Here is a 14,210-nt window from a genome sequence, read left to right on the forward strand (position 1 = left end):
GGTTAATTGTAATATGAAGTTGAACACTAAAACTAAATAAAAGAAGATCCACAGGACCTATCTTTGGTAGAATTAAGTCACCACACAAAATCACCAAAGGAGATCACCATGGATCGTGACAATTCTACCACACCTGAAAGAGAAAGAGGACAGCATCTCGGATTCGAAGACAGATGCAGCATCAAGACCTGCAAGAAGTTGGGGATGTCTCTACGCAAAACTGCCGAAGTTGTAAACTGTTCTGCATCCACTGTACTCAATGAGTTGCGCCGCGGTACAGGAAAGCGCAAAGGCAATCGTGGGAGGTTCCCTGAGTATTCAGCTAAAAGGGGGCAGGCAAATTATGAAACTAACCGGACCCGCTGTCACAAGCCGCACAAACTAGAAGAAGAAAATCCTTTTATCGATTGGATGGTCAAGCAGGTGCGAGAAAAGCACTGGTCATTGGATTGCTGTGTAGGGTACGCCAGACGTAAGAAGCTGTTTCCAAGCGAGTATATCGTCTGCACAAAGACGCTATACCGTGAGCTGTGGGCCGGTAATCTGCCTCTCTCACCATTCGACTTGCCTGAAGTTCTCTCCCGCAAGTCGAAGAAGGCCCATACTCGCAAGAACAAGAAGGTCCTCGGCAAGAGCATAGATGATCGTCCAGAGGAAGCATCCATGCGCATCGTGTGCGGTCATTGGGAAATAGACACAGTAGTGGGCAAACGAGCTGGCAAGGAATCAGTGGTTCTCACTCTGGTTGAAAAAGTCACTGATTTCTATCTGGCTATAAAGATTCCCGGCAAAGACTCTGACTCGGTAATGGCTGCAATGGAGACCCTTAGAGAAGAATATGGTGACACACATTTTTCAGAGATCTTCAAGACCATCACCGCAGATAACGGACCTGAATTTGAAAGGCTCTCTGAACTAAAGTATTGGGGTGTAGGCGTCTACTTTGCTCATCCGTACTCATCCTGGGAAAGAGGTCAGAACGAGCGACACAACCGTCTCTTTCGCAGATACATTCCGAAAGGAGTGTCCATCGACAAATATTCTGCAGATCAAATACTGAGTTTTGCCGATGAGATGAACGCTTTGCCGCGAAAACGTCTTGGATACTTTACACCAGAAGAGCTCTTCGACGAATTTCTCGATCAAGTGTATTCAGTTGTCAAAGTTCAAAGTGCTTAATTTTACGCTAGTGTTCAAGTTGGAATTGCAATTTATAGTTTTCTTTTGAGTTCCATCGTGGGGCGAAAATGGCGTATAGTATAATTGAATCTGGTCGCACGTATAATAAAAAATTCCCTAGTATTTTACACGCTTTGCGTGATGGAGATCATAATGTTCCGGGATGAAGAAAGGATATTCAAAGATAAGGCCTATCGATATTTTTTGTTCGGGCTGCTCGCCATTGCGGTATCGTTTTTCATTAGTGACTTTATTGTTTCGGAAATTGCAAAATATGCGGACATTTCGGGAGACCTGCGGGAAGCGATTGGTGAAACTTTTCGTCTCGCCATGCTCATTGTCGTGATTTTTGCAGCGCATATGCAGGGCAGGATTTTTGCATCTAATTGGAAAAGTTTTGTTCACGGCTTGTTGACCGGCTTTCCGATTCTTGCCATTGCGATACTCCAGCTGGTCCTCAGTTTGATCCAGGCGGATCCCGGATATTTTTCTAATACCGAACTTGTCTGCTCCACAATTGTCACTTATTCTCTGACCGGCATTTTTGAGGAGCTGCTGTTTCGAGGCGTGGTGCTGAACGCTTTTCAAGACGCCTTTGCGACAAAGTGTGCCAAGACCATCTGGGCATCGCTCATTCTATCGGCACTTGCATTCGGGCTGATGCATCTTACGAATCTGGCCTCAGGACAAAATGTGGTGGGAACGCTGATGCAAGTCATCGAGGCGACCGCCGTGGGACTGTGCTTTGGTGCCGTTTATCTCAGATGTCGGAATATCTGGACGGTTGTGATTTTGCACGCACTGACCGATTTGTCCGGAGCCATCGGCACCAATGCGCGATCCACCACCGACGTACAAAATACCAACGTGAATGCCGCGGCGTCCATACTCAGTATTCTGCCGTCCATCATCATATTGCTGGGGCTTACCTTTTTCTTCTTAAGGCGATCCAAGATGGAGGAGATGATCGAGGAAAATCATGAAGGTGGCATTGAAGCGAGTCAGGCGTAATCTGAAAGCACCTTGCGTATGCTGGGTGCTTTCATTATTTGTATCTATATTCCCTTGGTATTTCTATTTGCTTAGAATCTTCATCCATGTGATCTGGCGGAAAGAACAAGAATACCTCTCCATTTTTCTTATCTACAAATGTGCCACAACTAACATCTAGCGCTTCCCCATTGTAGCTTGTTGCTATTTCATATCCATTTTGCATTTCATTAATGCCTATAACATATGGACGGCTATCATAGTCTGTGGCGATCCGACATGCTTCAAGCACTGTAATCATTTATTTTTCACCACCTTGTTTATCAAATCACTTATTATCATCCGTCCTAAGTAGCTATGTCCCCGTTATTTTACCATTATCAAAATAATGCGTCACAAATTCTATCACGGTGCGAAAATGGCGAATAGTACAATTGAACTGCATCTGCAAGTATAGTTAATACAGCAACGCCGATACAGAGGGATTTGAGGCAGTGCCCATTTCCCGCTGTAAAATCTACAAAAAATACAGCGGAATATGGAGAAAGTGAGAATCCCTCTGTATGGACACGCCTGCGTCCCGTCATGTGACGAAAACAGCCTATCTCATAGCTCGCGGATATCCGTTCCATCATGGGGAAAGAGGATCTCATGCGGTTCCGATGGACATATCACTTCTTTGGCTCTCCTTTACACAGTTCATCTAGCGTTATGCCAAAAAATTCTGCCAGCTTTATGGCGGTGGAAACCCGACAATCACCACGTCGCTCGATGTCCTGGATGGTTCGGCGAGGTATTCCGGACAGATCCGCCAGAGCTTGCTGCGACAGTTCGCGATCCTCTCGTAATGCTTTAAGATCCATACTTATCCTTTCTTACCGCTTTCCTAAGCCGTGAGCAGCTATTTCTTGTGTTTCCTACTCCTTATCTCGCCTATCTGTCCCCGTGGCTGTCCATGAAGCGGATGATGCCCTCTTCCACCTCTTCTTTCAGGTCGCGGTAGTTGTGGATCTCATGGCGGTATCCTGGATAGAGCAGGGTCTCTACATTATGGCCTGACTCTATTAGCCAGTTTGCCACCTGCATCACACCAGTTCCGAACTGCCCCACAGGATCCTGGTCTCCTGCGATGTTGTAGATCGGCAGTGAGGCCGGGACCTTCGCCGCCCATTCCGGTCCTGTTATGAAGTCCATCATCTGGCAAAAATAGAGGAATGCTCTGTTCGAAGTAGGACGGGTGAATGCGTCGAAAGGATCTGCCGCGTGATCTTTCTGCACTGCAGGATCGGAACAGATCCACTCATTGCCGAGCTCTACGCCTTCTGTGCATCTGGAGAACATCCATCCCATGAGCTTTCCAGGAAGCTCTGGATCGGCGTCATCACCTTCTCCCTCGTCAACAAGTTTCTGGCACGCAGCGATCCCCTCGTCCAGGTCCGGCCACTCGCCCGTCGTCCCGCAGATAGTTGCCCCTGCCAGCTCGTCGCCGTATTTTGAAATATAATCGCGCACTATGAATGATCCCATGCTGTGACCGAACAGGAAGTACGGAAGATCAGGGTACATTTCCACTGTGAGGTCGTGCAGCTTGTGCTCGTCTTCCATCATGGTGTGAGGTCCCTTTGTTCCCCAGTCGCCCCAGGTATCGTTTTCGATGGCTGTCTTCCCGTGGCCGACATGGTCATCGGCAGAAACGATGTATCCCGCATCGACAAAACTGGAGATCATGTGCAGATATCTTCTGGAGTGCTCACCAAATCCGTGTATCAGCTGAACGATCCCCCGAGGCTCTTCTGCCGGCACGTAGATCCAACCGTATACCGTATCACGCTCATTGAACGATGGGAAAGTAATTTCATGCAGCATTTTTTTGCTCCTTTCTCTGAAAACAGCAAGTCGTTACTGGCCCAATTATACTCCATTGCCATAGTTGATAAAGGCACATCCTTTACTAATATTTTACTTAACTCACCGATTGACAATATGATATCTTATTGATATCATTCAGATACATTCAGTGTGCTGATAACTGAAGGAATCTATTTGAGGAGGAAATTTTTATGGAGGAGAAGATCTATAAGAGCCGCAAGCTCGGCATGCCGGTGCTCGTCCTTGTGCTCGCTTTGTATGGTGTGGCGATCGCATACCTGATATCCGTTGCCGCTTCGGGCGGAGACAGCAGCACACCGCTGTTTCTCCTGAGCATAATATGGATATCTCTTGGATGGCTTCTGCTGCTCGGACTGAGGGTGATCAGGCCGCAGGAGGCTGCCGTTCTGACGCTTTTCGGAAAATACGTGGGAACGTTGAAGGAACCCGGATTCTATTTTGTAAATCCATTCTGCACTACCTTCAACCCCGCCGCGGAAACGAAGCTGAACCAGAGCGGAGACGTGGACGACGAGAAGAAAAGCCTTTTCAAGATAAAAGGCGGCAACAACGATGTCGGTCAGGCTGGCGTTAGCAAGAAGATCTCTCTGAAGATAATGACGCTCAGCAACAACCGCCAGAAGATAAACGACTGCCTCGGCAATCCCGTAGAGATCGGCATCGCAGTGATGTGGAAGGTGAACGACACGGCCAAGGCCGTTTTCAACGTGGACAACTACAAGGAATACCTCTCGCTCCAGTGCGATGCGGCGCTGAGGAACATCGTGAAGATCTACCCTTACGATGTCGCCCCGGGTGTGGACACGACCGGAGACGGGCTGGCAGATGAAGGAAGCCTTAGAGGATCCAGCGAGGAAGTGGCCCTGAGAATCCGTAACGAGATCCAGTCGAGAGTGGAGTTTGCAGGGCTTGAGGTTGTGGAAGCGAGGATAACATATCTCGCATACGCGCCTGAGATCGCGGCCGTGATGCTCCAGAGGCAGCAGGCCTCCGCCATAGTTGACGCCAGGAAGATGATCGTCGACGGTGCGGTCGGCATGGTCGAAATGGCTCTCGACAGGCTCAACGAAAAAGGAGTCGTCGAGCTCGACGAGGAGCGAAAGGCCGCCATGGTCTCGAATCTCCTGGTGGTGCTCTGCGGAAATCACGACGCACAGCCAGTGGTAAATTCAGGTTCGCTGTATTAAAATCAGATTCGTTTGACAGCAGAAGATCGGAGCAGGAAGGTACAGATGAGTCCAAAGAAACAGATCCCATTGAGAATAAGCGAGAAGCTGTATGACTCGATCGCCGCGTGGGCGGAGGATGACTTCAGATCGGTGAACGGCCAGATCGAGTACCTGCTCACGGAGTGTGTCAGGCAGCGGAAGAAAAACGGGAAATACGTTTCGGAGCATCTGGACGAGCCTCCGGAGCTGGACATAAAGTGAGTCGCAAACAAAAATGCCGTTGACCTCGAGGTGTATTGCCAGAGATCAGCGGTATTTTTTCTCGGAATGAGGAAACAGCGATATAAAAAAACAAGGCCGTCACACACGTGACAGCCTTGCCCAGATGATATCTTTTTACTCTGGCAGAGATATCTGCCATTTTCACTGTATCCGTCTATGCCTCGACCTCGTCTTCCTTTTTCTCGACCAGTGACGTTGCGGTCCTTATACTCAGGAGACCAGCACTTTCCGCCGACACGGTTACTCTTCTCCATTACCATGTAGTTCTCGTATCCCTTCTTTTCAAGATACATAGCTGCGCTGAGACCGGCAGGACCGCCGCCAATGATACAGATTCTAGCGTTCTTATCCGTTACAAGACCTCCAATAGATAAAAAATGTCCGCGATGAACAGGACCGGCCGGGTTTTAAATTGCCGTTCACGCCGAACAGATCGTTAATTTATTTACATTGTACCAATGGAATTTTTTGTTTCAATGGGCGTACAAGGGAATTTGAAAAGTCGAAAAAAAATGGTTCAAATGTTGCTACAAAAGGGATGCGGGAGTTTGATATTTTAGTCACAATATAGTGTTCTGTACATGAAACTGGACACATGGTCCAGAAAGGGATGAAAATGCGATGAAAGACTATCAGACGGCGAACAAACTGAAAAAGGTCGCAATAGATCTGTTCAAGGCTCACGGCTAAAGCAACGTATCTGTCCGGCAGATATGCAATGCTGCCGGCGTGGCGCGCTCTACTTTTTACAGCATGTACCGCAGCAAGGACGACCTGGTGATCAGCATATACACGGTCGAGATGGACTCACCGGAAAAGTCCCTTGAAGAGCTGGTACATATGAAAAACGACCTCGAACGGCTCTGGGCCATCTATTCAAAATATGTTGAACTGGCCATTACAGTCGGACCCGAGGTCAGTGCTGCGCTGATGAGCATCGAGCTGAACAACAACGTGGGGATATGCGACGCCATGAAAAAAGTGCGCCGGTATACGGTGGCGCTGTGTCAGAACTGCCATGAACAGGGTCTGGTAATGAATCAGTGGGTGGCGGAGCATCTGATCCCGATGGTCTCAGCAGCGATAACATATGAGACCTACGAGTGGTGCAGGTGCAAGGGGGACTACCCGCTCCGGGAAAACGCCCGCATGACATTTGCGGCACTGCTGAACGTCCCGGAAAAATACAGACCTTAATGACGTCGCCAACGGGAGTTCGGGAGTTCTGAAGTCCGAGAAACGGCTCTGGCCGGCTGTTTTATCTTCTGTTCCTGTTGAACTTCCTTGCCTTTTCAGACATCGCTGCCAGACGCTCCGGGGAGAGCTCGTTCAGGTGCATCAGATCGTCCAGGAATTCCTCCATGGAGTCTCTGTAGCGCATCTTCGCCGCATCCATGAAAAAACTGGTTATCACTCCTGTGAGGATCGCGAATACCAGCATGGAGTATATCGCCAGAAGTATCGTCATGAGGCGGCCGATAAACGTCACCGCAACGTAGTCACCAAAGCCTATGGTCATGACGCTCACGAAGGAATACCACACCCCTTCACCAAAGGTCTTTATCCCCGGCTCACTTACGGTGATGATCAGTGCGGACAGGAAGAAAAAAACCAGGTAGACCCTGAGCACTCTGTCTGCGTGGGTCCGGCTGTAGATGTTCCGTATCATTCTGAGCTGTTTCATTCTTTTTTCTCCTGTTTGTATATGGCAGGCCGTAAATTCCGTGGTCTGTGCTTATCTATTCTGGCAAAAAAGCGATTTCCCATAAGCACAGACGGGCGGCCGCCACGTGTTTAGAGTTTGTGTCACCACTAAGTATACATGTTATCGGTTCCGAGCAGTACTTTTCCGGGAATCGTGATTCTGTACTGCTCGCGGAAACCGCCTCGAGCAGTACTTTTCCGGGATTCGCGATTTGTACTGCTCACGGATCACGCCTCGGGCAGTACTTTTACAGAAACGCACACTTTGTACTGCTCGCGAATCACGCCTCGGGCAGTACTTTTACAGAAACGCACACTTTGTACTGCTCGCGAATCACGCCTCGGGCAGTACTTTTACAGAAACGCACACTTTGTACTGCTCGCGGATCACGCCTCGGGCAGTACTTTTACAGAAACGCACACTTTGTACTGCTCGCAGATCACGCCTCGAGCAGTACTTTTCTGGGAATCGTGATTCTGTACTGCCCGTTGCCAGATTTACATAGTATTAAGTCCAGTAGTAAAATACCATTGAATTTCTGTTGATGCCACTATAAAGAAAGCTGGATCTGCAAGAAAACACCCATCGTTCAGTTATCGGGGAGACTGCTCATGAGCTACGGAGAAAACATCTCAAAAAAACATGCGAACGATCAGATCAGTCAGTCCGTGAAAGACTCCGGTCTGTCTCAAGGAGTTTTCTGGATCACAGACCTGGATGACATCCGTAACAACACTTGCTATTGTTTTCCGATCCCCTGCACCCCGGATGGCGTCAACACCGGCGACACTTCTCACCTGGACGCAAAGTCCGGGGCCACATACAACCACGAGAAGCTGTGGTCGAGGCTTCCGTCAGAGCTCACCCACAACAGGCCCTTTGATCACTACCCGAGAGGTCGCGTGCAGATCAGGAACGGAAAAGCAGTCATTTTCCTCAACCCGAACATCGCCACAGAGGAAGTGAAGGATTTTATTATCGGAGAATTCCATCTTACTTCAGAAAACGGAATCCATTCAGTCTCTGTCAAGGCAGATGGCAGCAGCCACTACATGTGCCATCTGGACCAGTCCAAGTGACAGGCATCAGTCATATTTATTCTACAAAATTACATTCATCTTTCAGAGTCAAAAAAGCAACGGAACGCAACCCTATTCTAATCGCAAAGTGTTGCGCTTCGTTGGTTTTCCAATGGCTTATTTTCACAGAAAGCGAGTCAAATGTCTCAGTTCGAATTTAAAATGCTGGATCTTGATCAAGAGACAAAATTGCCGATGAAGATAACAGCGATCGCAACTGGGCACACATATTTTACGCATATCTTCAGCCATGTGCGCTGTAACGGACTGCTGACATTTGCAGCATCCAGCATATTCTCTATTCCCCAGACCCATCCTGAGAATATCGCTATGATGAACGCACCTATTATAACGAGATAGTTGCAGGTGAAAACATCCATTTTGTCGAACAGATCCAGGCTGAATATCGAAATGCTCCCGACCACAATGTCTCCGGCGACCGTCACTGCAAGCGCTTTTTTCCTGCTCCATCCATACATATCCATCAACGTGTTTACTATGGCTTCTGCCAGGCTTATCGATGATGAAAAAGCGGCAAAAAAGAAACCCACATAGAAAAGTGTTCCGATGATCCTCCCACCTGCTACTGCGTTAAATGCATTTGGTAATGTTATCAATGAAAGACTCACACCAGCTGCTGGCTCGAGATCAAACGCAAAGCAGATCGGGAATATCATCAATCCGGCAAATATTCCAGCGATTATTATGGACACACTTATTATCGAACAGTCCTTTAATAAATGCTCTTTTTCGTTATTTACACAGCTCCCAAATACCATTGACGCCAGCATGCCTATCCCAATTGCGAAAAAAGCCTGCCCCAGAGCTGCAGTAAATGATGAAAAATGGAATTTGGATATATCGGGATCAAAAAGAAATTGCAGACCTGCGAACGATCCCGGGAGCCTGAGCCCAATTATTATACATACTACCATTATCACGCCGAGGGAAGGTATCATTACTTTGCATATTTTCTCCACTCCACCCTGCAATCCACGGCTTACAACGATCGCAAGAAGCCCCCAGGCAATGGCAGCTCCAAGAAACATTACAGGCCTGTTTACATTAAGAGCATCAAATGAACTTCCCACTTCTGATGCATCCATTCCACTGAAGAACCCTGTAGCGGTCCTCCATATGTAGATTATTACCCATGCGTAGATCGGTGTTGTGTACGCATTTATCATCCAACCGGCAGCGAGGTGAACATATCCTGCAAGATGCCATCTGCTCCCTGCAGGTTCCAGTGCCTTATAAGCCACCACAGCAGTATGCCGCGATTTGAATCCTATGGACATCTCCGCTGTCAATAGAGGTATTCCTACGAGCAGGATCACAGCAATATACGTCAGAATAAACAGTGCGCCACCATTTGTGCCGCACACATATGGGAATCTCCAAAGACTGCCCACCCCTACAGCAAAACCGATCATCGTCATAAGGAATCCGAAAATACTCCCGAACCCCTTGTTTTTTTCTTTTTCCATATCGATCACCTGACAAACTGTCTGTCTTGTCCTGAATTATCAGGAAGCAATCACTCGATAGTATTAATGCGGACATTAAAGCCAGGCAATAATGTCCGCATCCTTAAAGGCTTCGTGTTTTTTTACCAGTTGATATCATCAAGAGTCTTGTCGCCGTAGATAATGTCATTGGCAAGTCTATAGGCGTTTTCTACAGGTGTGATTCCAAGTTCATCTGCCATCTGAAGGTTTTCGTATGTGGATTTTGGCATGATGTTGTCAATATCTTCATACAGTCTCTCCTGAGTTGCATCCTTTCCATATACGTATTCGTGATAGCCGCAGATAACACCTGCCGTGTTATGCCACCACTCTACCTGGAACACTATATCCCTGGCTTTCAGCTTCTCGGCGAGCCTGATCTCCTCTTCGGTGCTGGAAGCCTTTAATCCGTTGTTTGATGAGCCCCAGATGTATTTACAGTTGAGTTTTGGAATGGTCTCATCTGAGAACTGTCCACCGATAGCGCAAGGACAGAGGATATCACACGGAGTGAAATATGCCCCTTCGAGAGGGATGGCCGTGATATCATCAGAATGCTCTTCAACAAACTGATCCGCTCTCTTCGGATCAAGATCGGTCACGTACAGTTTTACGTTTTCCTGAAGCAGGTATTCACCCATATACCAGCCTACGGCACCGAGCCCTATGACCGTGATGCTCTTTCCATCCAGACTCTCTGTTCCTTCTTTGTATTTTACGGCCTGTTTCATGGTCTTGTAGACACCATAAGCTGTTGGCTTTCCCGTTTCCCCTAATACAGAAGTCTTAGGGCCATTGGTAAATTGTGCAGAGAAGTATTCGTTTTCTACATCAGCAAGCTCCGTCGGGAAGTTCATGTCAGGTCCTGTCATTGTCCTGCAGCTGTCGATGCAGAATCCCAGGAACCCTACCTTCTTCAGATCATTCAAATCTATTGGATCCATCATTACCGTCTGCTTGCAGCCACCCATGTTGATATGTCCTGCAACGTTCTTGAAACTCATTCCACGTCCCAGGTTAAGTCCGTCAATGATCACATCGATCTCATTTTCGTTTCTGTCGTGACGACGGATACCGCCTGCCAGAGTAGCGTGCAGCTTATTATTTAATCCAAGCTTTCTGGAATGTTGGTTAGACAAATAAAGAATGTTATATCCATCGTGATAATAGGCCTCTATTCCGAAATGCTTACCTTTTCTGATCAGTTCCTGGATCTCATCCAGGTAATCTTCAAGATCATAATTGGCAAACATCTGCCTTACCTGTTTTGTGTTGTAATACTGCACATCATCGGTGAGGATACTCTCAACGAAAAAATCCTTGTTATACCTGGAAAAATCCAGATCCGGCTCCCACTGCTTCATCGCTTCCATCGTGAATCGATCTGTTTTGTAGTCATAACGAATTTTCAGAGTTGTGAGGCCTTCAGCCTTCATCGGCACGGTAATGCTGCGTTTCATAACATTTCCTCCTTGCAGAAAAGTACGCTCAACAATACTTTATATGTATTGTGTTTCATGTTGTGTGCACACTTACTTTCCCATATTTCTCTCCATAAGTCAATACCGCCTTGAAAGAAAACACAAAAAAACATCCCATCATTATGGTGAGATGTCACGGTCGAATATCATCTGTCGATCGTCTGCGGCTCGGTGTTTTCGTAATGTTCATTGTAGTGTTCCCGTAACAGCTTTTCGACTGATGCAGAATCATTATTTTTTACTGCCTCTATCATTCTGGCATGTTCCTGCAGTTTCTTCTCCAGATTATCCTCATTTTTCCAGTATGTATGCCTGACATAAAGATACAACAGGTAATTGTTATTATCGAAGATTTTCAACAGCTTTTCATTACCTGTGATCTCGACAAATGAACGGTCGAATTTGATCGTACTGAAAATATATTCATCCTGGTCTTCCTTGTTCCTTGCAGCCAGCTGTGCTTTGTACCTGTCATCCAGCATTTCATAAAGCCCATGATCTCTGCCATCTTTGTGAGCAACATGGTATCCTCCAATGAGAATAATACTGATAGCTTCATTCAGATCTGCCATTTCTCTTTCGTTCTGTTCGATCACCCTGAATTTGTTGTTGAGACTGGTCGTTAGCAGCCCTTCTGCGACCAGCATCGTCAATGCCTCTCTTATTGGAGTGTTGCTGATCCCAAGCTCTTTTGACAGAGCAAGTATTTTTATCTCTTCCCCAGATTTATAATATTGTGAAAAAATCCTGCTTTTCACCAGAGAATATACCTGATCTTTCATGCTGGACCTTTGAATTTCTGCCATAACGGTTTTCCTTTCAAAACGTTAACTATGCATACTACACAATTACCATACAACAGATTTTTTTGATTTTCAATTGCCTGCCTTATCATTTGATCACTATCGCGTATAATTATGTTGTTATTTGGGTGGACTTGTTCATCAGTATCAAACGTAGTATCTTCGGAGAAACCATTTCAACATTAAAGGATCATCATGAAGAACTCTAAGATCATGCACCTCTATGCTATCGGTACCATTTTGTTGTGGGCCACCGCATTTCCGATCACCAGGATCGTTGGAAAGGCAATGGATCCCATACCGCTTGGCACGATCCGCTGCACCGCAGCAGCGGTCTTCCTGATAATAGTCGGCATCATAAACAGGATCAGACTCCCGAAAAACTTCCGCGACGGATGCCTCCTGGCTCTAGCCGGGGCGTGCGGCTTCGGGTTCTACATGATCTTTTTCAACACGGGAATAATGACGCTCACATCCGCCACCTCCAGCATAGTCATCGCCACGACTCCTGTGATGACCGCCCTCGCGGCCAGCCGGATCTACGGCGAAAAGCTCACCGGGATCGGATACGCAGCTATCGCCTGCGCCTTCCTGGGAGTGGGCGTGCTTTTACTCTGGGACGGCACACTCTCCATAAACGTGGGAGTGCTCTGGACACTCGGGGCGGCTGTCCTCTTCTGCTGCTACAACCTGCTGAACAGGAAGCTGCAGGCCGATGGATACTCTTCCGTGGAGATCATGACTTACGCGATGATCAGCGCTGCCATCATTCTCATCATCGCGGCTCCGCATGCCTTTTCCGATTTCGCCGGGATAGGCAATGTGGACAAGGCGCTGGCGCTCTACATGGGGATCGTTGTCAGCGCCGTCGCATATTTCCTGTGGGCCAAGGCATTTGAACACGCGCGCCACACCAGCGACGTGACCAACTACATGTTCCTTACGCCACTTGTTACCACGGTTCTGGGCTTTGTCATGCTCAGGGAGATCCCGGACTGGGGCACGGTGGTCGGCGGAGCGATGATCATCTCCAGCGTGGTGGTGTTCAACCTCAAGGGGAAAGCCAACTGATGCTCTTTTAACGAAACAACCGCCCCCGTCGTTCAATGTGTATCTATTCGGTGCTACTATAGATGAGCACTTTTGATATACCATCAGACGAGGGGGCGATTTTTTTATGGAAAAAGAGACTGTCACTAATGCCGAGGTGGACGAACACAGCAACCTGATAGTGGATCCGAAGGCGAAGACAATGAGCAGGCACAAGACGGAAGGGCTTGCCGCGCTCATCTTTCTTCTCGCCATTGGAATGCTGACCGTATCGGGAGACTTCCTGGGTCCGGCTCATTCATCCATATTCAAATACATCGAAGTCTACAGCTCATTCCTGCTGCTTCTGACATACATCGTGCCGTTCATCATTTTCATGAGATGGCTATGCAAAAAATATTCGATCGGCGGACTTGAGCTCCTGCTGGCCGCGTTCTGCGGCGCTATAATTCCCACACCTTTTGCAGGTACCCTGAACGACGACTTCACCCACAGCATGTCTCACCTCATGGGGCACTACTACCACGATGCGTGGATGGGCTCCGTGGAGGTCGGGATCGTGGAGGAGCTCCTGAAGCTCGGCACCACCGCGCTCATACTGTACGTTCTCGGGCGAAGATCGCTGAAGAACTATGTGAGCATCGGAATGTGCGTCGGCATGGGCTTCCAGATAGAGGAAGACATTTCCTACATCACCCAGAGCGGCTTTAAGCACGTGAACGAAGCGTTCCCTATCGCGATCGGCAGGATCCAGGGGTCGCTCGCATCACACTGGTCCTACGCCGCAATCACGGCCGCCGGCCTGTACCTCATCGTCACCGCCCGGGGCGACAGGAAGAGGCGGAACCGGGGGATCGGCCTGATCGTTCTGGTCATGGCGGATCACTTCCTGTACGACACGCCGATAGGCGAGATAAACCTTTTCAGCGCGCTCTTGTCCGTTGCGATTCTTGTGCCGCTGGTGCTGATCTTTAAAAGTCCTGAGATGTCATCGGCGGATGCCGGTACCAACAGCGACGACGGGTGCAGCGACCGCCACGGCGATGCCGCAAACGCATCTCTATAGAGAAAGGA

At 48.1% G+C, this 14,210-nt stretch carries 14 protein-coding genes and 2 pseudogenes; 8 read left to right on the plus strand and 8 right to left on the minus strand.

Annotated features, from left to right (window positions below; genetic code table 11):
• The first annotated feature begins 108 nt into the window (after nucleotides 1-108).
• The gene (locus BQ7382_RS00625) at nucleotides 109-1,179 is read left to right on the plus strand and encodes an IS30 family transposase (RefSeq protein ID WP_077389887.1); all 1,071 of its coding nucleotides are present in this window, start codon (nucleotides 109-111) and stop codon (nucleotides 1,177-1,179) included.
• 153 nt (nucleotides 1,180-1,332) lie between these two features.
• A complete protein-coding gene (locus tag BQ7382_RS00630) occupies nucleotides 1,333-2,190 on the plus strand; it encodes a CPBP family intramembrane glutamic endopeptidase (RefSeq protein WP_159437174.1) in 858 nt (285 codons plus the stop codon).
• 34 nt (nucleotides 2,191-2,224) lie between these two features.
• Here BQ7382_RS00630 and BQ7382_RS00635 read toward each other — a convergent pair whose 3' ends face one another.
• The 3 genes from BQ7382_RS00635 to BQ7382_RS00645 all read right to left on the minus strand — a co-directional run bounded on the left by BQ7382_RS00635 (nucleotide 2,225) and on the right by BQ7382_RS00645 (nucleotide 4,035).
• Nucleotides 2,225-2,470 carry a hypothetical protein gene (locus BQ7382_RS00635; protein ID WP_077389893.1) on the minus strand — a complete coding sequence of 82 codons (246 nt, stop codon included), beginning with the start codon at nucleotides 2,468-2,470 and terminating at the stop codon, nucleotides 2,225-2,227.
• Between the two features lie 370 nt (nucleotides 2,471-2,840).
• On the minus strand, nucleotides 2,841-3,032 hold the full coding sequence (locus BQ7382_RS00640) for a helix-turn-helix transcriptional regulator (RefSeq protein ID WP_077389896.1): 192 nt from the start codon (nucleotides 3,030-3,032) through the stop codon (nucleotides 2,841-2,843).
• A 70-nt stretch (nucleotides 3,033-3,102) separates the two neighbouring features.
• A complete protein-coding gene (locus BQ7382_RS00645; protein ID WP_077389899.1) occupies nucleotides 3,103-4,035 on the minus strand; it encodes an alpha/beta fold hydrolase in 933 nt (310 codons plus the stop codon).
• A gap of 194 nt (nucleotides 4,036-4,229) precedes the next feature.
• Between BQ7382_RS00645 and BQ7382_RS00650 the strand changes: the two genes are divergently transcribed.
• Together BQ7382_RS00650 and BQ7382_RS00655 are read left to right on the plus strand one after the other, a co-directional pair.
• Nucleotides 4,230-5,246 (plus strand): SPFH domain-containing protein, encoded by a 1,017-nt coding sequence (locus BQ7382_RS00650; RefSeq protein ID WP_077389902.1) that lies wholly within the window; start codon nucleotides 4,230-4,232, stop codon nucleotides 5,244-5,246.
• 45 nt (nucleotides 5,247-5,291) lie between these two features.
• The gene (locus BQ7382_RS00655; RefSeq protein ID WP_077389905.1) at nucleotides 5,292-5,489 is read left to right on the plus strand and encodes a TA system antitoxin ParD family protein; all 198 of its coding nucleotides are present in this window, start codon (nucleotides 5,292-5,294) and stop codon (nucleotides 5,487-5,489) included.
• A gap of 230 nt (nucleotides 5,490-5,719) precedes the next feature.
• Here BQ7382_RS00655 and BQ7382_RS09850 read toward each other — a convergent pair.
• Nucleotides 5,720-5,878, minus strand: a pseudogene (locus BQ7382_RS09850) (NAD(P)-binding protein); the annotation flags it as partial.
• A 337-nt stretch (nucleotides 5,879-6,215) separates the two neighbouring features.
• On the opposite strand from BQ7382_RS09850, the pseudogene BQ7382_RS00665 reads away from it, so the two are divergent.
• Nucleotides 6,216-6,707 (plus strand): annotated as a pseudogene (locus BQ7382_RS00665) (TetR/AcrR family transcriptional regulator); the annotation flags it as partial.
• Between the two features lie 61 nt (nucleotides 6,708-6,768).
• On the opposite strand, the gene BQ7382_RS00670 reads toward BQ7382_RS00665, so the two are convergent.
• On the minus strand, nucleotides 6,769-7,194 hold the full coding sequence (locus BQ7382_RS00670; RefSeq protein ID WP_077389911.1) for a potassium channel family protein: 426 nt from the start codon (nucleotides 7,192-7,194) through the stop codon (nucleotides 6,769-6,771).
• A 632-nt stretch (nucleotides 7,195-7,826) separates the two neighbouring features.
• On the opposite strand from BQ7382_RS00670, the gene BQ7382_RS00675 reads away from it, so the two are divergent.
• Nucleotides 7,827-8,294, plus strand: a complete 468-nt coding sequence (locus BQ7382_RS00675) for a hypothetical protein (RefSeq protein ID WP_077389914.1) — start codon at nucleotides 7,827-7,829, stop codon at nucleotides 8,292-8,294.
• A gap of 176 nt (nucleotides 8,295-8,470) precedes the next feature.
• On the opposite strand, the gene BQ7382_RS00680 is transcribed toward BQ7382_RS00675, so the two are convergent.
• From BQ7382_RS00680 to BQ7382_RS00690, 3 genes are all read right to left on the minus strand, one after another.
• On the minus strand, nucleotides 8,471-9,781 hold the full coding sequence (locus BQ7382_RS00680) for a sodium-dependent transporter (protein ID WP_077389917.1): 1,311 nt from the start codon (nucleotides 9,779-9,781) through the stop codon (nucleotides 8,471-8,473).
• Between the two features lie 122 nt (nucleotides 9,782-9,903).
• Nucleotides 9,904-11,262, minus strand: a complete 1,359-nt coding sequence (locus tag BQ7382_RS00685; RefSeq protein ID WP_077389920.1) for a Glu/Leu/Phe/Val dehydrogenase family protein — start codon at nucleotides 11,260-11,262, stop codon at nucleotides 9,904-9,906.
• Between the two features lie 167 nt (nucleotides 11,263-11,429).
• Nucleotides 11,430-12,089 (minus strand): GntR family transcriptional regulator, encoded by a 660-nt coding sequence (locus tag BQ7382_RS00690; RefSeq protein WP_077389923.1) that lies wholly within the window; start codon nucleotides 12,087-12,089, stop codon nucleotides 11,430-11,432.
• Nucleotides 12,090-12,281: 192 nt separating this feature from the next.
• Here BQ7382_RS00690 and BQ7382_RS00695 point away from each other — a divergent pair, with 192 nt between their 5' ends.
• Nucleotides 12,282-13,157, plus strand: a complete 876-nt coding sequence (locus BQ7382_RS00695) for a DMT family transporter (protein WP_077389926.1) — start codon at nucleotides 12,282-12,284, stop codon at nucleotides 13,155-13,157.
• Between the two features lie 106 nt (nucleotides 13,158-13,263).
• Complete coding sequence (locus BQ7382_RS00700; protein ID WP_077389929.1) at nucleotides 13,264-14,202, plus strand: PrsW family intramembrane metalloprotease; 939 nt, start codon at nucleotides 13,264-13,266, stop codon at nucleotides 14,200-14,202.
• The last annotated feature ends 8 nt before the right edge of the window (nucleotides 14,203-14,210 follow it).

The organism is Mobilibacterium timonense, assembly GCF_900155555.1.
Taxonomy (GTDB): domain Bacteria; phylum Bacillota; class Clostridia; order Peptostreptococcales; family Anaerovoracaceae; genus Allobaileyella; species Allobaileyella timonense.